The sequence below is a fragment of the Luteibacter sp. 9133 genome, assembly GCF_000800155.1.
In the GTDB taxonomy this organism is placed as follows: domain Bacteria; phylum Pseudomonadota; class Gammaproteobacteria; order Xanthomonadales; family Rhodanobacteraceae; genus Luteibacter; species Luteibacter mycovicinus.
Map to the genome: position 1 here is coordinate 494241 of NZ_JUHO01000001.1, position 26973 is coordinate 521213.

The 26973-nt window shown below is 64.9% G+C and carries 28 protein-coding genes; 15 read left to right on the forward strand and 13 right to left on the reverse strand.

What is annotated here, in order from left to right:
* The first annotated feature begins 79 nt into the window (after positions 1–79).
* Together FA87_RS19625 and FA87_RS01950 are read left to right on the forward strand one after the other, a co-directional pair.
* The gene (locus tag FA87_RS19625) at positions 80–1615 is read left to right on the forward strand and encodes an N-acetylmuramoyl-L-alanine amidase (RefSeq protein ID WP_052191089.1); all 1536 of its coding nucleotides are present in this window, start codon (positions 80–82) and stop codon (positions 1613–1615) included.
* Between the two features lie 94 nt (positions 1616–1709).
* Positions 1710–2780 (forward strand): heparan-alpha-glucosaminide N-acetyltransferase domain-containing protein, encoded by a 1071-nt coding sequence (locus FA87_RS01950; protein ID WP_036116252.1) that lies wholly within the window; start codon positions 1710–1712, stop codon positions 2778–2780.
* A gap of 36 nt (positions 2781–2816) precedes the next feature.
* Here FA87_RS01950 and pepQ read toward each other — a convergent pair whose 3' ends face one another.
* From pepQ to rph, 8 genes are all read right to left on the reverse strand, one after another.
* On the reverse strand, positions 2817–4136 hold the full coding sequence (pepQ, locus tag FA87_RS01955; protein WP_043692032.1) for a Xaa-Pro dipeptidase: 1320 nt from the start codon (positions 4134–4136) through the stop codon (positions 2817–2819).
* Between the two features lie 80 nt (positions 4137–4216).
* Complete coding sequence (locus FA87_RS01960) at positions 4217–4831, reverse strand: hypothetical protein (protein ID WP_043692035.1); 615 nt, start codon at positions 4829–4831, stop codon at positions 4217–4219.
* A gap of 58 nt (positions 4832–4889) precedes the next feature.
* Positions 4890–5237 carry a PilZ domain-containing protein gene (locus FA87_RS01965; RefSeq protein WP_043692037.1) on the reverse strand — a complete coding sequence of 116 codons (348 nt, stop codon included), beginning with the start codon at positions 5235–5237 and terminating at the stop codon, positions 4890–4892.
* Positions 5234–7453 carry a DUF1631 family protein gene (locus FA87_RS01970; protein WP_052191090.1) on the reverse strand — a complete coding sequence of 740 codons (2220 nt, stop codon included), beginning with the start codon at positions 7451–7453 and terminating at the stop codon, positions 5234–5236. The genes FA87_RS01965 and FA87_RS01970 overlap by 4 nt, the downstream gene beginning before the upstream one ends.
* A 116-nt stretch (positions 7454–7569) precedes the next feature.
* Positions 7570–8727, reverse strand: coding sequence for a radical SAM family heme chaperone HemW (hemW, locus tag FA87_RS01975; RefSeq protein ID WP_043692039.1), 1158 nt, complete (start codon positions 8725–8727; stop codon positions 7570–7572).
* On the reverse strand, positions 8724–9317 hold the full coding sequence (rdgB, locus tag FA87_RS01980) for an RdgB/HAM1 family non-canonical purine NTP pyrophosphatase (RefSeq protein ID WP_043692041.1): 594 nt from the start codon (positions 9315–9317) through the stop codon (positions 8724–8726). The genes hemW and rdgB overlap by 4 nt, the downstream gene beginning before the upstream one ends.
* Positions 9318–9320: 3 nt before the next feature.
* On the reverse strand, positions 9321–9833 hold the full coding sequence (locus tag FA87_RS01985; RefSeq protein WP_036116239.1) for an N-acetyltransferase: 513 nt from the start codon (positions 9831–9833) through the stop codon (positions 9321–9323).
* Positions 9830–10561: a ribonuclease PH gene (gene rph, locus FA87_RS01990; RefSeq protein ID WP_036116236.1), complete on the reverse strand. Its 732-nt coding sequence runs from the start codon at positions 10559–10561 to the stop codon at positions 9830–9832. Before rph ends, FA87_RS01985 begins: the two co-directional genes overlap by 4 nt.
* Positions 10562–10636: 75 nt before the next feature.
* Between rph and FA87_RS01995 the strand changes: the two genes are divergently transcribed.
* From FA87_RS01995 to FA87_RS02010, 4 genes are all read left to right on the forward strand, one after another.
* Positions 10637–11500: a YicC/YloC family endoribonuclease gene (locus FA87_RS01995; protein ID WP_036116235.1), complete on the forward strand. Its 864-nt coding sequence runs from the start codon at positions 10637–10639 to the stop codon at positions 11498–11500.
* 11 nt (positions 11501–11511) lie between these two features.
* Complete coding sequence (locus tag FA87_RS02000) at positions 11512–12432, forward strand: succinylglutamate desuccinylase/aspartoacylase family protein (RefSeq protein WP_043692042.1); 921 nt, start codon at positions 11512–11514, stop codon at positions 12430–12432.
* Positions 12433–13097: 665 nt separating this feature from the next.
* A complete protein-coding gene (locus FA87_RS20600) occupies positions 13098–13661 on the forward strand; it encodes a hypothetical protein (RefSeq protein ID WP_156108807.1) in 564 nt (187 codons plus the stop codon).
* A complete protein-coding gene (locus FA87_RS02010; RefSeq protein ID WP_043692043.1) occupies positions 13654–14295 on the forward strand; it encodes a hypothetical protein in 642 nt (213 codons plus the stop codon). Before FA87_RS20600 ends, FA87_RS02010 begins: the two co-directional genes overlap by 8 nt.
* A gap of 50 nt (positions 14296–14345) precedes the next feature.
* Here FA87_RS02010 and FA87_RS02015 read toward each other — a convergent pair whose 3' ends face one another.
* Positions 14346–15461 (reverse strand): alkene reductase, encoded by a 1116-nt coding sequence (locus tag FA87_RS02015; RefSeq protein ID WP_043692044.1) that lies wholly within the window; start codon positions 15459–15461, stop codon positions 14346–14348.
* Positions 15458–15970 carry a lactoylglutathione lyase family protein gene (locus FA87_RS02020; RefSeq protein ID WP_043692045.1) on the reverse strand — a complete coding sequence of 171 codons (513 nt, stop codon included), beginning with the start codon at positions 15968–15970 and terminating at the stop codon, positions 15458–15460. Before FA87_RS02020 ends, FA87_RS02015 begins: the two co-directional genes overlap by 4 nt.
* Positions 15971–16082: 112 nt before the next feature.
* Between FA87_RS02020 and FA87_RS02025 the strand changes: the two genes are divergently transcribed.
* Both FA87_RS02025 and FA87_RS02030 read left to right on the forward strand, forming a co-directional pair.
* Positions 16083–18269, forward strand: a complete 2187-nt coding sequence (locus FA87_RS02025; protein ID WP_043692046.1) for a penicillin acylase family protein — start codon at positions 16083–16085, stop codon at positions 18267–18269.
* A gap of 60 nt (positions 18270–18329) precedes the next feature.
* A complete protein-coding gene (locus FA87_RS02030; protein ID WP_239708947.1) occupies positions 18330–19640 on the forward strand; it encodes an amidohydrolase family protein in 1311 nt (436 codons plus the stop codon).
* Here FA87_RS02030 and FA87_RS20605 read toward each other — a convergent pair.
* Both FA87_RS20605 and FA87_RS02035 read right to left on the reverse strand, forming a co-directional pair.
* The gene (locus tag FA87_RS20605) at positions 19598–19747 is read right to left on the reverse strand and encodes a hypothetical protein (protein ID WP_156128477.1); all 150 of its coding nucleotides are present in this window, start codon (positions 19745–19747) and stop codon (positions 19598–19600) included. The two genes, FA87_RS02030 and FA87_RS20605, sit on opposite strands and share 43 nt — an antisense overlap.
* Positions 19748–19793: 46 nt before the next feature.
* On the reverse strand, positions 19794–20786 hold the full coding sequence (locus FA87_RS02035) for an oxidoreductase (RefSeq protein ID WP_043692048.1): 993 nt from the start codon (positions 20784–20786) through the stop codon (positions 19794–19796).
* Between the two features lie 96 nt (positions 20787–20882).
* Here FA87_RS02035 and FA87_RS02040 point away from each other — a divergent pair, with 96 nt between their 5' ends.
* From FA87_RS02040 to FA87_RS02070, 7 genes are all read left to right on the forward strand, one after another.
* Entirely contained in the window at positions 20883–21809 is a 927-nt protein-coding gene (locus FA87_RS02040; RefSeq protein ID WP_052191091.1) for an AraC family transcriptional regulator, read from the forward strand.
* A 94-nt stretch (positions 21810–21903) separates the two neighbouring features.
* Positions 21904–22521, forward strand: a complete 618-nt coding sequence (gene gmk / locus FA87_RS02045) for a guanylate kinase (protein WP_036116218.1) — start codon at positions 21904–21906, stop codon at positions 22519–22521.
* A complete protein-coding gene (locus FA87_RS02050; RefSeq protein ID WP_043692052.1) occupies positions 22518–23330 on the forward strand; it encodes an ATP-binding cassette domain-containing protein in 813 nt (270 codons plus the stop codon). Before gmk ends, FA87_RS02050 begins: the two co-directional genes overlap by 4 nt.
* Entirely contained in the window at positions 23327–24094 is a 768-nt protein-coding gene (mlaE, locus tag FA87_RS02055; protein ID WP_036116216.1) for a lipid asymmetry maintenance ABC transporter permease subunit MlaE, read from the forward strand. Before FA87_RS02050 ends, mlaE begins: the two co-directional genes overlap by 4 nt.
* A 58-nt stretch (positions 24095–24152) precedes the next feature.
* Positions 24153–25028 (forward strand): outer membrane lipid asymmetry maintenance protein MlaD, encoded by an 876-nt coding sequence (gene mlaD, locus FA87_RS02060; protein ID WP_036116215.1) that lies wholly within the window; start codon positions 24153–24155, stop codon positions 25026–25028.
* A 21-nt stretch (positions 25029–25049) separates the two neighbouring features.
* Positions 25050–25730 (forward strand): ABC transporter substrate-binding protein, encoded by a 681-nt coding sequence (locus tag FA87_RS02065; protein WP_036116214.1) that lies wholly within the window; start codon positions 25050–25052, stop codon positions 25728–25730.
* On the forward strand, positions 25727–26023 hold the full coding sequence (locus tag FA87_RS02070; protein WP_043692053.1) for an STAS domain-containing protein: 297 nt from the start codon (positions 25727–25729) through the stop codon (positions 26021–26023). The genes FA87_RS02065 and FA87_RS02070 overlap by 4 nt, the downstream gene beginning before the upstream one ends.
* Before the next feature lie 112 nt (positions 26024–26135).
* On the opposite strand, the gene FA87_RS02075 is transcribed toward FA87_RS02070, so the two are convergent.
* Positions 26136–26954 (reverse strand): VacJ family lipoprotein, encoded by an 819-nt coding sequence (locus FA87_RS02075; RefSeq protein WP_036116210.1) that lies wholly within the window; start codon positions 26952–26954, stop codon positions 26136–26138.
* Positions 26955–26973: the final 19 nt, after the last annotated feature.

Consider the following 26973-nt stretch of genomic DNA (forward strand, 5'->3'; position numbering starts at 1 on the left):
CAGGCGCGGCCGATGCCGTTAAAAAAGGTAAATGTCGAGTATGGACAGGCCGCATATGCGGCCTGCCAGGAATGTCGACATGCATCACTTTTATTGGGCCTTCCGCTCGACCCTCCGCAAGAAAGTTATTTGCGCATTCATGATTTCTGGATTGCTTGTAGCTTCTCCCTCATTTGCCCAGGACCAGATCCCACCCTCAACTCCGCTGACCGACGTGCAGTGGCAGCAGCTTGAGAAAGCAATAGGCGAGCGAGTCAACGAGATAGCCAACAGCCGCGAGTTTTTCGAAGAGGTCACCCGGCCTGTGACTATCCGGGCCTCCCTGGATCGTTCTTCAAACTCCGTGATCCTCGAGCTTGATGAGAGCTTCGGTCGTTATGTCGGTGGATTGGAGCTCGAGGACATGCAGGGTTGGATAAGGACCGGCCTCGAAGATCTGACTGATAAAATTCCTGGATTTACTTTCGTAGACTGGAGAATTGGCGGTCGAGATATGGACTATTGGTTCAATAAAGCCGTCCCCCTCACGAATACCGTCACTCCATCCCAGACAATGCAGCGTGCCGACGCTGATCAGGCCGCAAAGGTAGTAGTCGCTGCGGGTCATGGTGCGTACCTTCATGGGAAATATGGCTGGACCATGCAGCGCGAACGCATAAATGGGGTGCTCGAAGACGAAATAACTCAGGATTTTGCTGAGTATCTTGCTCAGTTCGTTGCGCCAAGTGGTGTGGAGGCGGTGAGGGTTCGTGGTGGCCGAGTCAGCTTGGTGCACGAACCTAGCGGTCTGCCATGGCGGAGTGTCGCTGCCAGGTACTTTCTCGAAAACTGGAGGCCGGAGAATCCGGAAATCTGGGGTACGAGTCCAGAAGACAAAGATCCGCAGCGGGAGCGATTTCAAGACATCAGAAGTCGACCGCTGTACGCCAACTTCATTGGTGCTGACGCTGTGGTCCATATCCATACGAACGCTAGCGCGCCATCCGCCACGGGCACCCGAGTCATCGTGCATCCCGGGCGAGAGAAGGACCAAAAGCTAGCGGAGCTGACGCTTTGCAGTATGAAGGAATCGTTCGGATCCGACCCCCGATACGCAAGCTACTCGGTATCACGTGCACCGACGGGCGATCCTTCAAAAGGTGAAAATCGATACGCCAAGGTTCCCTCGATGATCGTGGAAGTAGGCTTCCACACCAATACGAACGATGCGAAGCTTCTGCAGGAGCGGGACTTTCAAAGGCTCTCAATGAGAGGCGTTGCAAAAGGATTGCGGCTATTTCGGGATGGCGCGTCGTGCGCTCCTTTCCTGGTCCAAGAGCAGCCCCCCTTTACCGCAAACCTTGGAAAGGATGCTTGGATGTCTGTTTCACTTTCCGGGAATCCCGTCTACCCCGTCGATATCAGGGCGACGCAACTTCATTGCGGGCAGGTGAAGTGTCGCACCAAGGCTAAGATGGTGCACAGCAAGAAGGAAGCTGACGCCTATCGTTTCAATCATTTGTGCTGGCGCGGCGACGAGAAGGGGCCCGTCGAATTCACCGTCGAGGCTCGGGATCTCGATGGCGTGTGGACGCCGTCGGTCACGTACCAGGTAAAGTGTGTAAAGCCCGGTTGAAATCCGGGGCATCGGCATGAGCCGACGGAGACGATCTGCTCGTGCCCTGTCGGGGTTATCCTTCCGCTTTCCTACAGGCGCAAGCGTATCCCGAATGACGCAGAACACAGTGCGCTATGGTTCCGTCGATGTCCTTCGAGGCCTCACCGTCGCGGCCATGCTTCTGGTTAACGACCCCGGCGACTGGGGCCACGTCTGGTGGCCGCTCGAACACGCCGAATGGAACGGCTGCACACCCACCGATCTGGTCTTCCCGCTGTTTCTCTTCATTGTCGGCGTATCGATCGCGCTGGCGATCGTGCCGCGTGTCGAAGCTGGCGCCGTGCAGTCGCCGATCCGCGATGCCGCCCTTCGCCGTGGGCTGCGTATCGTCGGCCTGGGCTTGGCGCTGAACGTGGTCGCATGGCTCGCCATTCCGGAGGCGCACCTACGTTTTCCGGGAGTTCTCCAGCGGATCGGCATCTGCTTCGCTTTCGCTTCGTTGCTCGCGATCTACGCACGGGCGGTGACCCGGGACATCGTCTGGGTTGGATTGCTCGTTCTGTACGGGGCGCTGTTGCTCGCCGGTGGCATGTCGCCGTGGACAAACTGGGCCAGTAAGCTAGACAGTACGGTGTTCGGTCCGTTCGTTTACGTCATCGATCCCGCGACGGGGCGTGGTCACGATCCGGAGGGCTTGCTTGCGACGCTTCCGTCGCTGGCGACCACGTTGATCGGCATGCGCGCCGGGGCGTGGTTGCGCACGGGCGCGCTGCGAAAGCTGCTTGTGGCCGCCGTCGTATTCGCTGCGGCGGGCTGGCTTCTGCAAGGGATCTGGCCGTTCAACAAGAACCTGTGGACACCGAGCTATGTCCTGTGGACCGCCGGGGTGTCGTTCGCACTGTTGTCCCTGGCTCACGTGCTGGTGGATCGGCGTGGCTGGCGCCTTCCAGGCCGAGCCTTTGGCAAGAACGCCATCGCGGCTTACGCGGGTTCCGGGTTGATGGTTTACCTGTTGATCGCCCTGGGTGTCACGGCGCCCCTGTACCGCATCGCTTTTGCGTCGTGGATGACGCCGCTGTTCGGCCCGTATGTTCCTTCGGCGGCGTGGGGTGTGGTGTTCGTGACGATCTGGTGGGGTGTCGTGCGCTGGATGGACCGGCGCGGGATCTATCTGAAGGTGTAGCGCGCGACCGTCGTGCGGTCGCGCGCAGGCGCGCTCCTACAGGAGGGCGAAGGCGTCGCGGGTCAGGTTTTCCGGCTCGCTCGCGGTGCAGACCACGTCGTCTTCGATGCGGATGCCGCCGTATTTGCGGAAGGCGTCGACCCTGGCCCAGTCGATGTCGCCCGAGAACGGCTTGTCCTTCAATTCCGCCAGCAGCATGTCGATGAAGTAGATGCCGGGCTCGATGGTGACGACCATCCCGGCTTCGAGTTTGCGCGTCAGACGAAGATACGGATGACCTTCGGGCTTGGCGATCGTGCCACCCGTCTCCGCCGCCTGGAAGCCGCCCACGTCGTGCACCTGCATGCCGATGCCGTGACCCAGCCCGTGCGGGAAGAAGGCGGACGATACACCCGATTCGACGGCGCTCTCGGCGCTCATGCGAATGAAGCCGTGCTCACGCAAGACGCCCGCGAGCACGTGGTGTGCATGGACATGCAACTCCGGATAGCTCTGCCCCGCACGGACCCTGGCGACGAACGATTGCTCGGCGGCATCGACGGAATCGATCAGTGCCTGGAATTCACCCGCGTTCTTGCCTGCATACGTGCGCGTGATGTCGCTGGCGTAGCCGGACGCGCTGGCACCGGCGTCGATCAGGAACGAGCGGCTGTCGGCCGGCGCGCTGCGGTCGAAGTTCGTGTAATGCAGGACGGCGCCGTGCTCATTGAGCCCGACGATGCTGGCGTAAGGCAGCTCCGCGTCGAGCTGGCCGACGGCGGCCAGATAGGCCTGATGGATGCCCAGTTCGCTGGCTCCGTCCCGGAAGGCACGCTCGGCGGCGCGGTGACCACGCGTGCCCCGACGGCTGGCCTCGCGCATGAGTTCGAGTTCATACGGCGTCTTGAACGCACGGTGATAGTGCAGGTGGTCGATGACCTCGGGCGGGTTGTTCGCCACGATGTCCTCCAGGCCGCAATGCTGATCGCCGATCACCGCGCTGCGTGCGAGTCCCGGCAGTTCGGCGATGGCGTCGGCCGCTTTACGCACGACGACGATGTCGAAGTGGTCGACCCAGTAACCGGTCGGCGCTTCGGGCACCACGTGCCAGTAGTCACGCGGCTGCAGGAAGACCAGCTTCGGTTTTTCGCCCGGGGTGTAGACCAGCCAGCTACCCGGCGCGTCGACCAGTGGCAGCCAGTGCTTGAAGTGCGGATTGACGATGAACGGGTAGTCCTGGTCGTCCAGGAACTTGGTGATCGGCCGGCCGGCGGGCACCACCAGATGCTCGAAGCCGCCGCGCGCCAGGGCGGTGTCGGTGCGCTCGCGCAGGGTCGCGAGGTGCTGGGGGTAAAGCGCGGCAAGCGCGTCGTTCATCGTGATCTCCGGGGAAGGGGAGTGGGGCAAACGTCAATGGTGCGCCTCCGTGCGCACCTAGCCAACCCCGGGGAGCGCTATCAGCCCCGGGCGAAGACCACGGCGTAGTCGCTGGCCAGATCGCCGAGCCGGTGGCGGAGCAGCGTCGCCGCGTGATCGGCGCCCGCGCCGGTGAGGGACCGCACATGGGCGCCGTAGAGGGTGATGGCGAAATGGCCCACCGCGAAGTCGTGACCGGGGGAGCGCCACTGGGTCAGCGGGGTCCAGTTGGCGCAGGAGGGGCAGGCCACGTAGGCGGAATCTGGCGCTTCGCACCACACCGCCAGGGCTTCCTCGAGGGCTTCGCTGCCATCGTCGCCGGGCGCGAGCCGCTGATTGCATTCGGGGCAGCGGATGCAGAAGCTGCCGTCATAGGGGCAGAAAATGCCATTCTCACGGCCACCGTCGATCAGTACGGCGCCGCCCGTGCCGTCCTCACGCCAGCGATGACCGCTGGCATGCAGGCCGATCGCACGCACGCCGCTCTCGGCGAACAGCGGATCGTCGAGCACGGGGAAACAGGGGTCGGACGGGTTCGATGGCAGCGGCGCGATACTGCCTTCGCCGACCAGGCGGCGATACAGCTCGACGGCGGCGGCCGCGGCATCGTCGCGTTCGAGTTCGGTATCGACCAGGATCGTGGTGGCGTCGCTCATAAGGAGCGATGTTGACTCTCCGCGAGGGGCGTCGTAAAGCATGGACAAATGGCTCCGTTCAGTCCGGTGGCGGTCCGATCCACTCGTCGATGGCGCGGACGTCGTCGTCGCTCGCGGCCACGATGCGGTAGCCGGACCAGAACTGGCGGGCGGCGGCCGCCGGTTCGTGCCACTGTTCCTGGAGGCCGATCTCGACGCGATGCTCGCCATGCTGGGCGCCCGGCAGCATGAAAGCCACCTGGTGGACGGCACCGCTGCGCGGCGCATGAGGGCCCAGCAGCATCAGTCCCGTGGCCGAGAGATTGCCGAGCTGGCCGATCACGCGCTCGGTCATGACGTCCACGATCGGTATGGGTGAAGTGGCTCGCTTGCGCGGTGCGCGACGTTGTTCGAAATCGCGGTTCATGCGTGGCCCGCCTTGCGCCGGGTGTCGTCACTGTCGCGGCGCAGGTTGCGCGCTATGGCCTGCCAGGCCCGATCGATCAGCGACACACGTTGCTCCCTCCACTCACGCGCTTCGTTCGTGGCGACGAGGCGGGCCAGGCGGGTAAGGTCGATATCGTCGGCACGGCCGCCGCGCTGGTTCACGAACAGGCAGCGGCCGGTGGCTGGCGAGAACCACGCCAGTTTGCGGCGGGTCTGGCTGCCGTCCGGCTGGGTGAATTCGAACCAGGTGCCGAAGCGAAGCGTGGCGAAACCGTCGTAGACGCGCCGCGCGGCGCCGTCCATGGGCGTCGGCTCGACGGCGGGGACCGGTTCGCCGTGCGCCGTGCCTTCGCCAAGGCGCGGCCGCTGCTTCAGGCGTACGGCCACGTCGGTCGGCGTGAGATCGGCATCGGTCGCTTCGCGTCCCGACGGCTCGAACAGTCCGCCAGCGACCTGCCGCGCTTCCGCGGGATGCATGCCCAGATGTTCCAGTCCTCGTTCGACTTCGACGCGCAGCTTCTGAACATCGGCGATCGGTCGGCGTCCGAGCAACTGATCGGTGACACCGAGGCAGTGAAGAAAGGCTTCACCGTTCTCGCCACCACGCAGGATGTGCAGCGCGAGTACGTCGGCCCAGGTGCGTTCCAGCAGGATGCGCAGGACACCGCGTGGCGGCGCGTCGCCGGTCATGCGCTCACCCATGATCTCGGTGGCGCGCTGGCGCGCCCGCTCGAGACGGTCGCGACCTTCCATCGCTTCGATCTGTCGGCGCTCGGCGACATGCGCCTTGCGTGCCAGCATGGCGATTTGCTGCTCGATGTCCGCGCGCCACGCGGGGTCGATTACCTGCGCGTGGCTGGCTTCCACGACGAGTCGCTCGAGGCGGTCGACCAGTGCCGCATCCGGCTCGCCTTCCGTCGGATCGAGCCAGTGGTGTGCGGCCTCGCTCACCGTGTCGAGCAGCTGGCGCGCCGGATGTTCGGGCTGGTCGAAGAAGCCGCGATCGTTGACGGCGGCACGCAGCATGGGCCATTGCAGTCCGCCCAGGACGGCGCGCGCCGGACTGGCGGTGGCGACCTGCTGGCCCAGGTTCTGGAAGAGGAGGGCGGTGAGTTCCACCGTGTCGCCCTGTTCCTGCGACAGCTCGGCAAGCGGGGAGCCGGCCGGCCGGCTGCGGTTGAGCTGGGTGAGCAGTTCGTCGCGCAAGGCCTGGGCGCTACGGATTTCCCGCTGCGCCGCGTCGGTGACATCACTCACGTGACCTTGCAGGGCGAGCAGCGCGGTCTGCAGTTCGTCGTCGGAGGCCAGACGGCCTGGAGCGAAACCGGCGCCACGTCCGGTCTGCACGCGCGTGGTCAGCAGGTTGCGCAGACTTTCGAGCACTCCGATGTGGCCCTCGGCGGTCGCCGTGGGCGCGGCGGATGCATCGTGCGTCGTCGCGGTTGCCGCCGCGGGCTCGCCGGGTTTCGACCGGCGCTCGGTCGCCGGCGTGGATGCGACGCGCACGTTGGGGTAGACACGGAATCCGGGCAGGATGCCGCGTGTACGGTAGTGCTCGTTGAGCGCTCCGTAGAACGATTCGCTCTGCGCCAGCACGCGTGCGTCCACCGCGTGGAACATCAGCAGGCGATGGGCGGTGGTCAACGGCATCGGCTTGACCGCGGCGTTCAGTGCGGCGGCCAGTGCGCGCGGCCCGGCGGGCAGCGCCTCGCCTTCCAGTGGCGGGGTTCCCGCCAGCACCGCGAGGCGGTAACCCAGTTCGAACAGGCTGCTGGCGCTGCGCGCTTCACCGCGGGCAGCCATGCTGGCCAGTGCGTCCTCGATTTCCTGCTCTTCGGGATCGACGAGGCTGAGCCCCGTGGTCAGCTGACCGGCCAGAGACGGTTTGTGCTCCGCGCTCTCGCCCAGATGGCGGAAGCGCTCCGACAGGCAGGCCGCGAAACGGTTACGGAACGCCGGGCCATCGCGTTCGACGATGGTGCGGCTCTCGAAGCATGCCTGTTGCTCGAGATGGTTGCGGCTGCTCTCGGCGGACGCGAACAGGCGCCGGTCGAAATCGCGCAGCGACTCCCGCAAGGGCATGTCCAGCCACGTCAGGCAAAGCGACAGGCCCTGCTGCGCTTCGCGCTCGGCGCGCGGCGACAGGGCGACGGGATGCGGTCCCGTCCGGCCGTACGGCGGCGTGCCTGGTGTCATGACTTAAGGTCCTCCCCGACCTTCGCAGGAAGTTTAGGTGTGCGGGCGGGTGCGACGCCAGCGAAACTATGGCGGGCTTACGGCTTACCACTTATGGAGTAGGCGGGCGCTAACCGTTACGCCATGAACGCTTCGATCACATCGTTGAGAAAGCGCTGGCCGAGCGCGGTGGTGCGCAGGACCGACGGGTCGTCCACCAGCCAGCCGCGCCGGAGGCAGAGCGCGAGACCCTGCGCGATCGTCTCCGGCGGCAGCCCGGTCCGTTGCGTGAAATCGGCCATGGGCACGCCATCGATCAGGCGCAACGCATTCAACATGTATTCGAAGGGCAGGTCGTCCGCACCGACGTAGCCGTCGCCACCGATACGCGCCGGCTGACCTGCGGACGCGAGATAGGCCGCAGGCAGGCGGGTTTTCCAGCGACGGCGCACGCCGCTGGCGTCGCTGATCTTGCCGTGTGCCCCGGCACCGATGCCGAGGTAGTCGCCGAAGCGCCAGTAGTTCAGGTTATGCGCGCAACGGCGGCCAGCCTGCGCATAAGCCGACACTTCGTACTGTCCGTAGCCGCCCTCCGCGAGGCGAACCTCGCAGGCTTCCTGGATCGCCCAGGCGGCATCGTCATCGGGCAGCGGCGGCGGGTTGGCGGCGAACGCCGTATTCGGCTCCAGCGTCAGCTGATAGTGCGAAATATGCGTCGGTGCCAGCGCGATGGCCTTGTCGACATCGTCAAGCGCGCCCGCCAGGTCCTGCTCGGGCAGGGCGTACATCAGGTCGATGTTGATATTGTCCAGTCCGGCGTCCTGCGCGCTGCGCACCGCGTTGGCGGCCTCGCTCGCGGAGTGGATGCGACCCAGACGGTGCAGCTTGGTGTTGTCGAAACTCTGCACGCCGAAGGAAATGCGGTTCACGCCCGCGGCGAGGTAGCCGTCGAAGCGGCCGTGCTCGACGGTGCCCGGGTTGGTTTCCAGCGTGACCTCGGCGTCGTGCGCGAACGCGAAGCGTTTTTTGGCGCCGTCCAGAAACCGTCCGACCAGCTCGGGCGAGAACAGGCTGGGGGTGCCGCCGCCGAAGAACACCGTGCCGATCGACCGGCCGTGCAGCGCCTCGCCCATGTCACGCAGATCCGCGTCGAGATCGGCCAGCAGCACGTCGACATACGTCGCGTACTCGGGTGTGCCGCGCACGCCGTGCGAGTTGAAATCGCAGTACGGGCATTTGCGCACGCACCACGGCATGTGGACGTAAAGCGACAGCGGCGGCGGGATCAGCGTCATGCGAGCTCGGCGAAGCGCGCCTTCAGCACGTCCAGCGCCTGGCCGCGATGGCTGAGGCGATTCTTCAGGGCGACATCGAGTTCCGCCGCGCTGACGTCGTAGCCGTCGGGCAGGAACAGCGGGTCGTAGCCGAAACCGCCCTCACCGCGTGGCGCCTCGAGAATGCGCCCATACCAGCGGCCTTCGGCGATCAGCGGCGCGGGGTCGTCCGCATGACGCAGCACCACCAGCACGGCGATGAAATACGCCGTGCGCTTGTCGGACGGCACGCCGTCGAGCTCGCGCAGCAGCTTCGCATTGTTGGCGGCGCTGTCGCCGTGCGTGCCGGCATAGCGTGCGGCGTACAGGCCCGGGGCACCGTCCAGCGCGTCGACGCAGATGCCCGAATCGTCGGCCAGCGCGGGCAGTCCGGTGATACGCGCCGCGTGGCGCGCCTTGATCAGCGCATTCTCGACGAAGGTCAGGCCGGTCTCGTCCGCGTCGCTGACGCCGAGGCTGGTCTGCGCGACCAGCTCGACACCGCTGCCGGCGAACAGCTGTTCCAGTTCCACGACCTTGCCGGCGTTACCGGATGCAAGTACGAAACGCATGGTTCAGAGATCTCCGGCCGTGAACTCGGGTGCGTAGTCCACGCGTCCGCGATAGCCGGTCAGTCCCTCGATCGTCAGCGGCAGCACCTGAAACGCGTTGCCGCCCTCGGATGCATCGTGCAGGCCATGCGCGGACGCCTTGCCGAAGCCGAACGTCGTGTAATACGCGGGCGAGCCCAGCACGAATATCGCTCGCGCGTCCTGCACGAAGCACGCGCCGATGCCTTCCTCGATCAGCGCATGGCCGATGCCCTGGCGCTGGTGGTCGGGGTGCACGGCGACGGGGGCCAGGCCCAGCGACTTCCCGTCGTCGCCTTCTTCGATCGAGACCGGCGACAGCAGCACGTGACCGATCACCGTGTCCTCGTCATCGACGGCGACCAGTGACACCGTGGCGCGGCCGGCGTCGACCAGCTTGCGCACCAGTGTCGCCTCCGCGTCGCGCCCGAAGGCGGCGCGGTGGATGGCGACGATGGCGTCGAGATCGGCGGCCGTGGCGGCACGGACCTCGGTCACGGGGCGGTCTCGAGTGCGGCGCGCTGCGCGGCCACCAATTCGTCGATGCCCTTGGCGGCCAGGTCGAGCAACGCGTTCATCTCGTCACGGCGGAACGCGTGGCCCTCGGCCGTACCCTGAACCTCGATAAAGCCGCCACCGTCGTTCATGACGACGTTCATGTCGGTATCGCAGTTGGAGTCTTCGGGGTAGTCGAGATCCAGCACCGGCACGCCGTTGTAAACGCCTACCGACACGGCGGCGATGGCGCCGAGAATCGGGTTGCGCTTGATCGCGTTGCGCTTCGTCAGCGTCGCGACCGCGTCGACCAGGGCCACGTAGGCACCGGTAATGGCGGCCGTGCGCGTGCCTCCGTCGGCCTGGATCACGTCGCAGTCCAGCGTGATGACGCGCTCGCCGAGGGCGGCACGGTCCACGCAGGCACGCAGCGAGCGGCCGATCAGCCGCTGGATTTCCATGGTGCGGCCGCCCTGGCCGCCGCGCGCGGCTTCGCGCTGCGTGCGGTCGGTGGTGGCGCGGGGCAGCATGCCGTACTCGGCGGTGACCCAGCCCTCGCCCTTGCCGCGCAGCCAGGGTGGGACGCGCTCTTCGATCGACGCGGTGCACAGCACCTTGGTGTCGCCGAACGACACGAGGACGGAGCCCTCGGCGTGGCGGGTGTAGTGGCGTTCGATGGTGACGGGGCGCAGCTGGTCGGCTGCGCGTCCGCTCGGGCGGGAGAAAGTCATGGAGAGCCTGATTTGGGCGCGGGCGGTGGGTCAGTTTACCATTGCGCCCTTTCCTCCAGCGCAAGCGAGCCTTCGATGATCCGCAGCATGACCGCTTACGCCTCCGCCGAGCGCGCCGGCCCGTCCGGCACGCTCACCTGCGAGCTGCGTACCGTGAACCACCGGTACCTCGAGATCAGCCCCCGGCTGCCCGAGGACATGCGCGGCTTCGAGAGCGCCCTGCGCGAGCGGATCGGCGCCCGGCTGTCCCGTGGCAAGGTCGATATCACGGTGCGCCTGCGCGCCGAGGCCGGTGCGGCGGAAGGCCCGCAGGTCAACGGCGCGGTGCTGGCGCGCCTGTCCGAGCTGGCGCTGGACTTCGAGCAGCGCTTCCCGCGGATGACCATCGAGTTCACGGAACTGCTCCGCTTCCCGGGCGTGCTCCAGCAGCCGGAAACCGACGCCGACGCCCTGCAGGTCGCCCTGCTGGACGTGCTCGAGCGAGCCCTGGTTGCCCTCAACGACACCCGCGCCCGTGAAGGCCAGAAGCTGGGCGAGATGCTGAAAGAACGTCTGGACGGCATCGAGAAGATCGTGGCCGACGTCCGCGTCTGGCTGCCGGAGATCCAGGCCGCCCTGCGCGCCCGCCTCGAGGGACGCCTTGCCGATATCCGGCAGCCGGTGGAGCCGGGCCGTCTGGAGCAGGAACTGGTGCTGCAGATCACGCGTGTCGACGTGGACGAAGAGCTGGATCGCCTGACCACCCATATCGCCGAGGCACGTCGCGTGCTGGCGCTGAAAGAGCCGGTCGGCCGTCGTCTCGACTTCCTCATGCAGGAATTCAACCGCGAAGCGAATACGCTCGGGTCGAAGTCGGTCGATTCGCGTACGACGAACGCCGCCGTCGAGCTCAAGGTGTTGATCGAGCAGATGCGTGAGCAGGTGCAGAACATCGAATGAGCCACCCCACCATGAATACCCCTGCATACCCCGTCGGCACGCCCGGTCAGCCCTGGAACGCATCTGACGTTGCCGCCTGGCGCGCACGTCAGGTGAAGACGCGTACCTACGCGGATGACGTCCTGCGTGCCATTGAGCCGCTGCACGAACGTTTCGATGTGAGCGAATACGGCCGCCTCATGTATGCGGAAGGCGAATACCCGCTGCTGGCGATCCGTAGCCGTGGCTGGAACGACCAGCTTCCCGTTTTGCTCGTCACCGGTGGCGTACACGGATACGAGACCAGTGGCGTCGAAGGCGCGCTGCAGTTCGTGCGTGAGCATGGCGACGATTACGCCGGTCATGCCAACCTTCTGGTCGTGCCTTGCGTGAGCCCGTGGGCCTATGAGCGCATCCTGCGCTGGAACCCGGAAGCGATCGACCCCAACCGCAACTTCGTCGTCGACAGCCCGGCGGCGGAGTCGGCCGCGCTGGTCGAACTGCTGGCGCCGCTCGTCGATGCCGTGCTGGTGCACATCGATCTGCACGAGACCACCGACTCCGACGAGTCGGAATTCCGCCCGGCACTGGCCGCGCGCGATGGCGTCGATTACGAGCCGGGTGAGATCCCCGACGGGTTCTACCTCGTCGACGATTCAGGCAACCCGCAGCCGGCGTTCCAGAACGCCATCATCGAGGCGGTCGCCAAGGTCACCCATATCGCACCCGCCGATGCGCAGGGCGAAATCATCGGCTCGCCGGTCGTCGCACCGGGCGTGATCGAATACGACGTCAAAAAACTCGGGCTCTGCGCAGGCATCACCAACGCCCGCTATGTCACGACCACCGAGGTCTATCCGGACAGCCCGCGCGCGACGCCTCAGCAGTGCAACGATGCCCAGGTGGCGGCGGTGCGTGCGGCCTTCGACTACGCGCTGGCGCATCAGGCATGAAGCAATCGGCGCTCAGAAGGTCGCCATCAGCTGCGCGCCGATAGCCACCGCATCCGGCTCGTGCCGGCAGGCCGGGGAAGGGGCCCCGATACATCGCATCGAGCGAATACCAGCGGGTGATCCGGGCGCTATGGCGGTCGGCCCACATCCACTCGGCCGCCATGGTCAGCCCGCGGCGTGTGTCTCCTGGCTCGTGGAAAACCTTCTGAGACCCGATCGCGTAGAACCCGGATCGGCCGCTCACGCGTCCCGCTTGTCCTTCGCGCGCCACCCGCGACGTATCCAGATAGCCGCTGAGCTTAAGTTCATCCGCCTCGGGCCGACCGGGTGCGATGAAGTGGATGTCCAATTCCAGCGGCAGCATGGCCCCGGTCGATCGCCGAGCGTGATGTGCATCGAGCCCGACGCCCACGTCGTCAACTTGCCGAGGTCGAGGTAGCAGAGGTGCTGAAGCTGCTGGAGGTGCTACATTCTGCCGTGCCAAAGCGACAATTTACCGCTGCGTCGGCGTGCAAACACCTGCGAATCGGGCAAACCAGCGCTGTCCGCGCAGCAAGCTGGGCCGCCGGTCTGGGCAAAGCCTACTCACAGCATCGGCCGACGCTGGTCGTTCAGAACTTTACTCACACGCATGCTCAGCCGATCACTTCACGGACGGCGGGGCCATGATTCCGGCATTCGATTTCTCGGGCGTCCTTCCGCCCTATACAGGCAGCGCCCAGGCGATAGATGGGCGCTCTCCGTATCCGGTGAGCCTCCGTGAAGTTCACGAGCGACTGGCTACGTCTCCTGCCCGAAAAGAGCTATTCGACGGCCTTTTGCGCTATCGCGAAGCCCTCCGAGGCTTCGGCATCGTCGACGGTTTCCAGTGGCTCGACGGCAGCTTCGTCGAAGACGTCGAGCGAACCGAAAATCGTTGTCCGCGCGACATCGATGTCGTCACGTTCGCGCGTCGCCCGCGCCATCTCCGGCGAGACGAAGCCTGGTGGACGGCGATGGATGAGCGCGGCGACCTGTTCGCGGCGCATCGGACCAAGCTGATGTTCCGATGTGATGCCTATTGCATCGACCTCGATTCACGATCATTGTGGCTCATGCGCCAGATAACCTATTGGCACGGACTGTTCTCACACCGTCGTGAAAGCAATCGATGGAAGGGCATGCTTCAGGTCGATCTTGTCGATTCTGGTGAGCTCGCCTTAGCAACGAAAGGATTAAATAGTGAGTAACTTCTCAAACATAGAGTGGCTACGCGCCGACCTTGGAGCGGCACGCGACATGCTTCGGTCTGCTCGCGCCTATCGTGACCCGCTAGCCATCTTGCAATACAAATGCAGGATAGAGGCGATCGAGGCGGACCTCGAAGCGGCGCTCAACGAAAAAAGTGAGACCGCTACCGCGACAATTTTCTTCGGCGGCCGTCCGCTTGTCGGATCCAGAGGCGTGGATATTCTCTTCGCGAGTAAGGCTCTTGAGCTCTTCCAGCAGGTATTGCTTGCCCAGTGCGCAGGCGACCGTAGTGCTATGCGAGACAGCGCCCTGCTCATGGTGACGGGCTTTGACAGAAGCTCGATGAGCTTTCAGCTTGAGGAGGAGGCAGCGCCGGGAATGATGGCAACGGGGCTAGCGGACTCCCTCGATCAACTTAGCCAAAGTCTTGCGCTGTGCGCTGGACCTGGGGATGAGTGGCGTGCGATGTTGGCTCGGGTCGACGAAGGGCTATACAGCATGCTTCAGGAATGGTTTGTCTTCCTCGATAGTGCCGATGCCTCCGTCAGAATCATTCAACGGATGCGCGATTGTGATCTCAGTCGCGAAGGCGTGGCACTCGCTCGCGAACGACTGAGCCACGCCTCACGGTAACAGGGTTGGCTCCCACCGGCTCTACCGGCCGCCACGGGTTACTTCGTGCGTTAGACCGCGTTTGTGGCCCCGTAGAACGGGTAGTCCGTATAACCCCGCGCATCGCCGCCGTAGTACGTCGCCTGGTCCGCCTTGGCCACCGGCCAGCCATGACGATAACGATCGACGAGGTCGGGATTGGCGATATACGGCGCCCCGAAGGCGGCCAGATCGATCAGCCCGCCCGCGATCATCGCGTTGGCCTTTGCGAGGTCGAGGCCGCCCGCAAGGATCAGCGTGCCGCCATAGGCGGCCCGGAATCTCGCGAGGAACCCATCCGGCATGGCGGGTGCGCCACGGCTGGCCTGATCCATGATGTGGACGTACGCGATGTTGCGCTTGCCCAGTTCACGTGCCAGATAGAGGAAGGTCTCCTCTTCACCTTCGAAGTCGCCCAGGTCATGCAGGCGTCCGAACGGCGACAGCCGAATGCCCACCTTCGCGGCGCCGATGGCGGCGATGCACGCATCCACGACATCGAGTGCGAAGCGTGCGCGGTGTTCGACCGTGTCGCCGCCGTAGGCATCGGTGCGGTCGTTGACGGCGCCGTTGATGAACTGCTCGACGAGGTAGCCGTTGGCGCTGTGGATTTCCACGCCGTCGAAGCCGGCGGCGACGGCGTTGGTCGCCGCACGCGCGAAATCGGCGACCACGCGTGGCACTTCGTCGGTGCCAAGCCCGCGCGGCGTGCTGGCGGCAACGAACGCCGGGTTGCCATCCGTGGCATAACCGAACGCCGAACAACCGGCGGCCGGACGGTTAGTGGAACTTACCGGTGCCGCACCGTTTTCCTGGAGCGACGTGTGCGACATGCGTCCGACGTGCCAGATCTGCGTGAAGATGACGCCCCCGAGATCGTGCACCGCGTCGGTCACCTTGCGCCAGGCCGTCACCTGCTCGTCGTTCCACAGGCCCGGGCAGTCGACGAAGCCATTGCCTTCCCTCGAGATCGGCGTGCCTTCGGTGACGATCAGGCCGGCTCCCGAGCGCTGGCGGTAATAACGCACGGTATCGTCCGTGGGCACATAGCCCGGGGCGCGCGCACGCGTCATGGGTGCCATGACCGCGCGGTTCTTCAGCGGTACGCCCGAGAGGTCATAGGCGTCGAAGAGAGTCGTCGTGCTCATGCATCCGCTGCCTTGCCGTACGCACCCGCGGAATAGGTCAGCTCATAGCTGTGGCTGTAGATCTCGAGGATGTTGCCGAACGGGTCTTCCATGTAGACCATGCGATAGGGCTTCTCGCCGGGAAAATATTCGCGCACGGGCATGCGCTGCTTGCCGCCCGCGGCGACGATCTTCGCCGCCAGACCCTCGACGTCAGGATCCTGTACGCAGAAATGAAAGACGCTGGTCTTCCAGTATTCGAAGTTGTTGTCCGGGCGCTGCGCGTTACGGAACTGAAAGATCTCCACGCCCACGCGGTCGCCCGTGGACATATGCGCGATGCGGAACGAACCCCAGCCGACGCCGAATACGTCGGTGCACATCACGCCGATGGCGCTGTCGTCTTCCTCGATCGTGGTCGGCGGCATGATGAGGTACCAGCCCATGACCTCGGTATAGAAGGTGACGGCGGCGTCCAGATCAGTGACGGAGAGGCCGATATGGGAAAAACTGCGTGGATAGGTCGACATGGCGCGCTTCCTCGATTTATATCCGTGTGAAGCTAGTAGCGCATCGCCATAATGGGAATGACTATCCCGTTATCGTGTTGATTAGATATCTTATGGTTGCCAAGGGGAATGCATGTCCGTACGTCGCCTCTCGTTGTGTCTGCCCCTGCTTCTGGCGCTGACGGCCGTATCGTCCGTCCAGGCCGCCGACGATGCGGTTCGCTGGAAACACGAGGCGGGCGCGGTCACCATCCAGCGCGATGACTGGGGCATCGCCCATGTGCATGGCAAGACAGATGCCGATGCCGTTTTCGGCATGGCGTATGCCCAGGCCGAGGACGACTTCAACCGCGTCGAGACCAACTATCTCGTCTCGCTCGGTCGACTGGCCGAAGCGGAAGGAGAGTCGGCTCTGTGGCAGGACCTGCGCCAGAAGCTCTTCGTCGACCCGAACGATCTCAAGGCGCTCTATGCGCGCAGCCCCGACTGGCTCAAGTCGCTGATGAATGCCTGGGCGGACGGACTGAACGACTACCTGGCCACCCATCCGGACGTGCATCCGCGGGTCATCACGCATTTCGAACCCTGGATGGCGCTGAGCTTCAGCGAAGGCAGCATCGGCGGCGACATCGAGCGTGCGTCGACGAAGGGCTTGCAGGCCTTCTATGGCAACGACCCGGAAGGCGCCCTGGCACAGTTCACCCCACCCTCCAGCTGGTGGGAGCCCACGGGCTCCAATGGCATCGCCATCGCGCCGAAACTGACGGCGAACGGACATGCCTTGCTGCTGATCAATCCGCATACCTCGTTTTTCTTCCGCTCCGAGTTGCAGATGTCCAGCGACGAGGGTCTCGACGCCTATGGCGCGGTGACCTGGGGGCAGTTCTTCATCTACCAGGGCTTTAACAAGCACATCGGCTGGATGCATACGTCGACCGGTGCCGACGTGGTGGATGAATTCGCCGAGACCATCGTGCAAAAGGACGGCAAGCCCTTCTACCGCTACGGGAGTGAGCTTCGTCCGGTCACGTCGCGCGACGTCGTCGTGCCGTATCGCATGGCGGATGGCTCGCGCGCCGCGCGTACCTTCACGGTGTACGCCACGCACCACGGCCCCATCGTGCGTGCCGACGGCGATAAGTGGATTGCGCTTGCGCTGATGAACAAGCCGCTCGAAGCGCTGCAGCAGAGTTGGCTTCGCACCAAGGCCAACGATTACGCCGCGTATATGAAAGTCGCGGACTTCAAGGCCAATTCGTCGAACAACACGATCTACGCAGACGATAAGGGCCACATCGCGTACCTGCATCCGCAGTTCATCCCGAACCGTGACAACCGCTTCGATTATTCGAAGCCGGTCGACGGCAGCGATCCGGCGACGGACTGGAAGAGCCTGTTGCCGCTCGACAAGGCGCCACATCTGCTCGACCCGCCGACGGGCTGGATCTTCAACACCAACGACTGGCCGTATTCAGCAGCGGGCCCCGACAGTCCGAAGCAGGCCGACTTTCCGCGCTACATGGACGCGGTTGGCGAGAATCCGCGTGGCCTGCATGCGACGCGCGTGCTGACGGGACGTCACGATTTCACCCAGGCGTCGTTGATCGACGCGGCGTTCGACCCGTATCTCCCGGCGTTCGCCCGGCAGCTGCCGATCCTTATCGCCGATTACGACGCATTGCCGTCGAGCGATCCGCGTAAGAAGGCCCTGGCCGGGCCGATCGGCCTCCTGCGTACCTGGGACTATCGCTGGGGCGTCACGTCGATGCCGACGTCACTGGCGGTGTTCTGGGGCGACATCCTCTGGGACAAGGCGAGCAAACTGGACTCCGAAGAGGGGCTCAGCGTTTACGACAGGATGGCGGAAAAGGCGGGGCCCGACGTGAGGCTCGCCGCGCTATCCGAAGCGGTCGATCGTCTGCAGAAGGACTTCGGTAGCTGGGGCGTACCCTGGGGCGAGATCAACCGCTATCAGCGCGTTGACGGCGCGATCAAGCAGGACTTCGACGACGGCAAACCGAGCATGCCGGTGCCATTCACCTCGTCGCGCTGGGGATCTCTCGCCTCCTTCGGCGCGCATCGCTGGCCGGGTACGAAACGCTATTACGGAACCAGCGGCAATAGCTTTGTCGCCGTGGTCGAGTTCGGTGACAAAGTGAGCGCCCGCGCGATCACGGCGGGCGGTGAGAGCGGTGATCCTGGGTCGAAGCACTTCAATGACGAGGCCGAGCGTTACACCACGGGCAACCTGCGTAAGGTGTATTTCTGGCCCGAGGATCTGCAAGGCCACATCGAGCGCACCTATCATCCTGGCGAGTAACCGATTCACATGGGGATATCTATGGCATGGTCTGTGGGGTTGCGAGCAGGGCTCGCATGTGTGATCGGTTTGCTGCTCGCCACCAGTGCGGTGGCGCAGGAAATAGCGTCAGCGCAAGCCGCTCCGCAATCAACGTGGCTGCTCAAGGCTGACCGCGTCTTTGACGCCCGCAGCGAGAAGACTCATTCGGGTTGGGTCGTGCTGGTGCAGGGCGAGCGCATCCTGGCGGTGGGCGCGCCCAACGACGTCACCGTTCCCGCCGGCACACAGACCATCGATCTGCCCGGGACGACGCTCTTGCCTGGACTCATCGACGCGCATTCGCACATCTTCCTGCACCCGTACAACGAGACCTCCTGGAACGACCAGGTACTCAAGGAAACCTTGCCCTTCCGCACGATCGAAGCTGTGCAGCACGCGCGCGACACCTTGATGGCCGGCTTCACGGCGCTACGAGACCTCGGCACCGAAGGCGCCGGCTACGCCGATGTCGACGTGCAGCACGCGATCGATAAGGGCGTTATCCCGGGCCCCCATCTGTATGTGGCCACGCGAGCCACGATCGCCGCGCACTGCTACGGCCCGGGCCCGCTGGGCTTCCGCGACGACATGGACCTGCCGCAGGGCGCGATTCCGGTCAGCGGCACGGCGCAGATGCTCGATGCCGTGCGCGACCAGGCCGCCCACGGAGCGGACTGGATCAAGCTCTACGCGGACTATCACTGCGGCAAGGCGAAGGGCTCGATGCCGACGTTCACCGAAGAAGAGCTGAAGGCCGCCGTGGATGCCTCTCACGCCATGGGCCTGCCCGTTGCCGTCCACTCGACCACAGCCGAAGGCATGCGTCGTTCCGTCATGGCGGGCGTCGACACGATCGAGCACGGCTACGAAGGCACGCCCGAAGTCTTCGCGCTGATGAAGAAGCACGGTGTCGCCTTCATGCCGACGCTCGAGGCCAGCGCCGCGACGTCGGAATATTTCGGTGGCTGGAAGCCGGGCCGCCCGCCGACGGAATCGATGCAGAGGGCGGCAAGGGCATTCAAGCTGGCGATGGATGCGGGTGTGACGATAGGTAATGGCAGCGACGTGGGTGTCTTCACCCATGGGCAGAACTACAAGGAACTGGAGTGGATGGTGCGCGACGGTATGTCACCTGCGAAGGCATTGCTGGCCGCCACCGCTATCGACGCGAACGTGCTTCGTCAGCAGGATCGCATCGGTCAGCTCAGGCCGGGCCTGGATGCCGACATCATCGCGGTACAGGGTGACCCGACGACGGATATCAGCGCGCTGGCGAACGTGGCGTTCGTCATGAAGGGCGGGGTGGTTTACAAGCGCTCGGGAATGCCGGTGGCGATCTCATCGAGGTAATGCGCGTAGTGCGAGAGGGTCTCGTCGTTGCGTGCGTAATAACCGGGCGACCACTTATGGCGGCTCACGTCGTCCCTCTCGTGCACATACACGGTGTCGAACTGCAATTGACAGTTGCGCCGGATACTTTCACCGGCGCAACTGATTGCCCTGTCAGTACGTGGGAAATCTCACGTTCGTCTGCGTTTCGCTGAGTGTCCACAGTCGCTCGGCGGCTTCAACATCGACCGCCCAGGGACGCACGCCAACCGCCTGGAAGCCCAGGGCGAGTTCGTCATCGACGGGCGGCATGACGGGCGACACATTGACGTCCTCGCAGTAGACGCCACCCATGCCGTCGAGTTGCGGACTCGTCGCGCACCACACGCTGGTCGCCGCGCCCTGCGCCACACTTTTCATGCCACGCGCAAGGTCCACGACCGGCCGGCCTTCCTCGTCGATGGCGCCACGGGCGCGGAGATCGTCTTCGCTCATGTAGCGCGCAAGATCGGTGACGATTGCCCCCGGATGCACCGAGAAGGCGCGGACGCCATGTGCTTTACCACGGGCGTCGAGTGCAACCGCAAATAGTGCGTTGGCGGTCTTTGACTGACCGTAGGCGATCCACGGGTCGTACGCGCGGCGCTCGAAGTGCGGGTCGTCGAGATCGACGCCCGCGAGTCGATGGCCGCGAGACGACAATGACACCACGCGCGCACCGCCTGCCGCGGCGAGTGCGGGCCATAGCCGCATGGCGAGCTGGAAATGACCGAGGTGATTGGTCGCGAACTGGCGTTCGTAGCCACGCGTATCCCTTTCCAGTGGACAGGCCATGACGCCGGCGCTGTCGATGAGGATGTGCAGGGACTCGCCCTGGGCGACGAATTTGCCGGCGAAAGCATCGATGGACGCCGGATCGGCCAAGTCCATGGGTTCGATGACGATGTTTAGGCCGTCCAGTGCCTTTCGTGCCTTGGCGAGGTCCCGTGCGGGGACGATAACGCGGGCGCCGGCGGCACGGAGGGCCCGGCTGGTCTCGGTGCCTATGCCGGAGTAGCCGCCGGTGACGACGGCGGTCTTGCCGGTGAGGTCGATGCCGGCCAGCACGTCGTCGGCGGTGGAGGCGGCGGTAAATCCAGTAGCTATGGGGCTCTGCGGGGTCGACATGGGATGGGATCCTGTGGGGTCTCCCAGCAAAGATAGGGGTACGAAGTCGAACGATGAATGCTTGAAAATCCCTCATGCATGCTCAATCGTTCGGGAATGAACGACGATCCCATTTCCCAGGTCCTTCGGCTGGCCGACGTCGAATCCGTGATGTCGGGCGGATTCTCCGCCAGCGGCGCGTGGGCGGTCCGTTTTCCACCGCCGGACCGCATCAAGTTCTTCGCCGCCGTCCACGGCGCCTGCTGGCTGCGCATGGATGGCGACGAGGCCGCGCTGCGGATGGAGCAGGGCGATGTCGTCCTCCTGACGGCGGCACGAGGCTTCATCATGGCCAGCGATCCGGATCAGCCGCCGATCGAGGCGTCATCCCTCTTCGCCGGCATGACGCGGCCTGAGATCCGGGCGCTGGGCGGGAGTCCCCGCGAGGGCGGCCAGGACGTGACTCTGCATCTCGGTGGCCATGTGCGGATCAATCCCGCTTACGCGTCTATGCTCAACGAGGCGTTCCCGCCCCTGATCCACGTCCGCGGCGATTCCGATGAGGCCCAGGTCATGCGCTGGGTGCTCGATCGTCTGGTCGAGGAATGCGACGTAGACCGCCCGGGCTCAGGGATGGTAACGACGCAGCTGGCCTATCTGCTGTTCGTCCACGTGTTGCGTTCTCATCTGGACAAGGGCGGCGAATTGCCCGCGGGCTGGCTGCGCGCCGCCGCGGATCCTCGCCTTGGGCCTGTGTTGAAGATGATGCACGGCGAGCCGGGCCGCGCCTGGCGCCTCGACCAGCTGGCCCGGGCCGCCGCCATGTCCCGAACCGTCTTCGCGACGCAGTTCAAGGCCGTCGCGGGGGTGGCGCCGCTCGCTTACCTCACCCGCTGGCGGATGCGTCTGGCTGAGCACGCGCTACGTCGTGGCGGCGTGCCGGTCGCGGCGCTGGCACGCGATCTGGGCTACGCCTCCGAAAGCGCTTTCAGCCACGCGTTCAAGCGCGTGGTCGGTATCTCGCCGAGCCGGTACGGGGGCTGAAGTGCCCGCGAAAGCCGGGTCCGTGCAGAATTTCGCTACAATTGCGTTTTGCCCGGCAGGGAATGTCCATGAACCCCCTACGAGAAGCCCGCGGATGATCGAAGGCACCCTGTTCGTGGTGGCCGCGCCTTCGGGTGCGGGTAAATCCACGCTGGTCAACGCGTTGCTCGAGCGCGAGCCGGATATCTCCCTGTCGATTTCGCACACGACGCGTCCGCCGCGCGTGGGTGAGCAGTACGGCCGCCATTATTTCTTCGTGGAGCGTCCGGACTTCGAGAACGAGATAGCCGAGGGCATCTTCCTCGAGCACGCCGAAGTCCATGGCAACCTCTACGGCACCTCGCGCACCGTGGTCGAGGAGAAGCTGAAGGTCGGCTCTGACGTCCTGCTCGAGATCGATTGGCAGGGCGCACGTCAGGTGCGTAAGGGCAAGCCCGATTGCGTGTCAGTTTTCATCCTTCCTCCGTCCCGCACGGAACTCGAACGCCGCCTGCGCGGTCGAGGTTCGGACGCGCCCGAGGTGATTGAACGCCGCCTGTTCAACTCGCGCGAGGAGATCGCTCATGCGCACGAGTTCGACTACATCATCGTCAACGATCGCTTCGAGGACGCCCTGGCGGACCTTCAGGCGATCGTCCGCGCCGTCCGCCAGCGCACGCCCATGTCGGCGCGCCGCCACGAAACGCTGATCGAGGAGCTGCTGGCCCCATGACCGACGACGCCATCGTCCGCATTCGCGGACTGACGACCGTACTCAACGGCAAGACGATTTTCGATTCCCTGGATCTCGATATTCCGCGTGGCAAGGTCACCGCCATCATGGGGCCCAGCGGTACCGGCAAGACCACCCTGCTCAAACACATCACCGGGCAGATGCGTGGCGATGCCGGTACGGTCGAGGTCGATGGCAACAACGTTCCCTCGTTGTCGCGCGAGATGCTGTTCGAGCTGCGCGAACGCATCGGTTATCTCTTCCAGAATTCCGCGCTGCTCACGGACTTCGACGTCTTCGAGAACGTGGCTTTTCCGCTGCGCCAGCACACGAAGCTGCCCGAGGAACTCATCCGCAACATCGTGCTGAACAAGCTCGAGGCGGTGGGCCTGCGCGGTGCGGCGAAGCTCGAGCCGACGGAGCTATCCGGCGGCATGGCCCGTCGCGTGGCGCTGGCCCGGGCCATCGTGTTCGATCCGGCGCTGATCCTCTACGACGAGCCCTTCGTCGGCCTCGATCCGATCGCGCTGAATCAGGTGCTGCTGCTGATTCGCACGCTCAACCAGACGCTCGGTATCACCAGCGTGCTCGTCGCGCACGAGCTCGCCGCCGTGCAGAAGGTGGCCGACCACGTCTACCTGATCGCCAACGGCAAGGTCGTGGCGCAGGGTGATCCCGCCAGTCTGGCCACCGATGGCTCGCCGTGGACGGCGCAGTTCTTCGGCGGTGAGATCGACGGTCCCGTTCCTTTCCAGTATCCCGCGGGCGATTACGCCACCGCGCTCGGTTTCCCCGGAGGCAAGGCATGACCACCCGGGACGACAATGTCGTCATCCGCAGCCTCGCGCAGATCGGCGCGTGTGGCCTGTTCCTCATCAATATCCTCGGTGCGGTGCCGCGCAGCTTCCGCTACTTCAGTGAGACGCTGCGGCAGATCTGGTTCGTCGGCGCGATGAGCCTGACGATCGTGATGACCTGCGGTCTGTTCGTCGGCATGGTGCTCGGCCTGCAGCTGTACGACGTGCTGTCGATCTTCGGAGGCACCTCGGCCACCGGTACGGTCGTCGCCATCGCGATCTACCGCGAGCTCGGTCCCGTCGTCACCGCGTTGCTCTTCGCCGGCCGCGCCGGCACCTCGGTGACCGCCGAGATCGGCCTGATGCGCGCGACCGATCAGCTCGACGCCATGGAAATGATGGCGGTGGATCCGGTCGCCTATGTGGTGGCGCCGCGTTTCCTCGCCGGCGTGGTCGCGCTGCCGCTGCTGGCCGTCGTGTTCTGCGCCATGGGTGTGTTCGGCGGCCATCTGGTCGGCGTGACCTGGCTGGGCATCGACAACGGCACCTTCTGGTCGAACATGACCGCGTCGGTCGACGTCCACAAGGACATCATTGACGGCGTCCTGCTCAAATCGTTTGCCTTCGGCATCGTGGTCTCGCTGATCGCGGTGTTCCAGGGCTACACCACGCCGCCCACCAGCGAGGGCGTCGCATACGCGACGACGCGCACGGTGGTCGCTTCGTCCATCGCCATCCTGGCGCTGGACTTCGTCCTCACCTCGTTCCTGATCTGAGGCACCGGAGACCCGCCATGACCCTTCTTTCCCCTATCTCCCATTCGAGGATCGTGCCGTGAGCCAGAGACCTTCCTATGCCGTCGGCACCGGCCTGTTCATCGTGCTCGGTTTCGCCGCGTTGGCCTACCTCGCCACGCAGACCACGTCGGTGGCCAATTCGCATCGCGGTTCCGCCTATGAGGTGACCACGCGCTTCGTCAATGTCGGACAGCTCAAGGTCCGCGCCCCGGTGAAGGTTGCCGGCGTGCGTGTCGGCTCGGTCGACGCGATCGACCTGGTTCCGGGCAAGGAGGAGGCGAAAGTCACCCTGTCGATCGACGACAGCCACAAGGACATTCCCGATGACTCCGTGGCCACGATCTACACCAGCGGCCTGCTCGGCGACCAGTACGTCGGCCTGCAGTTCGGCCAGTCGAAGACGCCGGTCAAGGCGGGCGGTGAGCTCGCCTTCACCCGTCCGGCTCAGCAGCTGGAAGAGATGATCGGCAAGTTCTTCGGCGGCGGCAGCGCCCCCGACCGTCTGGGTGGCACCTTCCACGTGACGGGCAACTTCACCAACATCGGCGGCCTGCAGCCCGGTGCCGCGGTCAAGCTGGCCGGCGTGCCGATCGGCAGCGTCGAATCGGTGGTGGTCAAGCCCGGTTCGTCGGAAGCGACCGTGACCCTTGCGATCGACAAGCGTTACTCCCAGATACCTGACGACTCGGCCGCCGCGGTGTTCACAAGCGGTTTGATCGGTAGCCAGTATGTTGCGATCCAGCCCGGCGGCTCGCCGGAATACCTGGCTGACGGCGATGAGCTGGTGCTCACGCAGTCGGCGCTGCAGCTGGAAGATCTGATCGGCAAGTTCCTCGTGAACGGTTCGCCGAGCGACAACAAGAACGGTTCCGCCCCGGGCGGCAACCAACCCGACAACGCCGGCAAGAAGTAAGGCCGGCTCAGGAGATATCGCATGCTGCGTCAGATTTCCCTCGCCATCGCCCTTGCCATCGGTACGGTCGTGGCCGCCCCCGTGCTCGCCCAGGATGCCGCTCCGGCCTCGGCCGGCCAGCAGCAGGGTCCCCAGCAGGTCGTCCAGACCATTTCCGACGACCTGGCCAAGGCCATCGAAGGGCACCAGGCCGAGCTCAAGAACGATAAGGAAAAGCTGATCGCCGTCATCGACGACACCTTCCTGCCGCATTTCGATATCGATTACGCGTCGATCCTGGTGCTGGGTCAGCACGCCAAGGAAGCCTCGCCGCAGCAGCGCGAGCGTTTCGCCAAGGCGTTCTACAACTCGATCACCCACCGTTACGCCGAGGGCCTGCTCAACTACACGCGCGGCCGGGTCAAGGTGCTGCCGTTCAACGGCGACCTGAACAAGTCGCGCACCCTGGTCCAGACCCAGGTCGTGCTCGACGACGGCAAGACCGTCTCGGTCAACTACGTGTTCCGCCAGAGCAAGACCACCGGCGACTGGAAGGCCTACGACGTTGTCATCGAAGGCATCTCGTACATCACCAACTATCGCAATCAGGTGGATGCCGAGATCAAGAAGGAAGGTCTCGACAAGCTGACCGCCGACCTGGAGCAGAAGGGTGCCGGCGCGATCGAGGAAATGAAGCAGGACACGGGCGGCGCGAACAAGTGAGCGACGCGTCGTTCTCGCTAACGACCCCGGCGCCGGACACCCTCGCGGTGTCCGGTGATCTTACGTTCGCCACGGCCGCCGACGCCCTCCACTCGGCCCGCGCCGAGCTGGACCGCGGCAAGCAGACAGTGCTGGATCTCGGCGGCCTGTCGCACGCCGACAGCGCCGGGCTGGCCACGGTGCTGGCGTTGCTGGCGCATGCGCGGGCCCAGCGCAGGGCCATCAAGGTCGCTCGTGTCCCCGAGGGGCTGCAGGCGCTGGCGCGGGTGTCGGGCGTCGACGAGTTGTTGTGATGTCGTGGTTATGTCGAGCTGAGACAGGCCCTTCGGGGCCTTTTTCGTAGCTGGGCCTGCCCCTTCCACAAGGGTCCAGGCGCAAAAAAAGGGCCCCGAGGGGCCCTTTTCATCAGTTGGGCTGCTGCCCGTTCTGGTTTTCCCACTTGTGCTGTTCATCCAGGAGCTTCTCGGGATCGAAGTCCTTGTCCTGGTCGAGGCCCTGCAGCTGTTCGATCGCTTCCGCCGGCGGGTTGCCGTCGTAGATCTGGCTCAGGCGCTGCTGGCGGTAAGCGTCGCGCAGGAACACGTAAGGATCGTAGGCCGAGGCCAGGAAGCTTTCCGCGTCGATGGCGCGGGCGCGCAGGGTAATGAGATAGAGGACCGACGGGGCGTAGTACTGGCCGGCCTTGAAGTCGTGGTTACGCGACAGGTAGCTCAGCGGATCGAAGAAATAACTGTCGACCGGCAGACGCCAGATGTCGCGCACCGTGCTCGGACCGACGAACGGCACGACCAGGTAGTCGCCCTCGGGGACGCCCCAGCGGGCCAGGGTCACGCCGAAATCGCTGTCGTACAGCGGCATGCCGAGCATGCTGGCCGGATCCTTGAAGCCCAGGAAGCCGATGGTCAGGTTGACCACGAAGCGGCCGGTCGTAATGACCGCCTGCTTCGGACGAGCCTGGAGCAGCTGGTTGCCGATGGTGATCGGCAGCCGGATGTTCGTATAGAAGTCGCTGACGGCCGTCCGCACCGGCGGGGTGGTGATCTTACGATAGCCGACAGCGACCGGCCGGATGATGGCCTTGTCCAGCTTGTCGTTGAAGGCGTAGACCTTCCGGTTGAACTTTTCGTTCGGATCGTCGTTTCGCGGCGGGGCGATGTGGCACGCGGCCAACAGCGCCAGCGCGGCCAGGCCGACGGCGTTACGGACGATCCGGGGGAGGTTCATGGGGCGCATCGGAGTGACT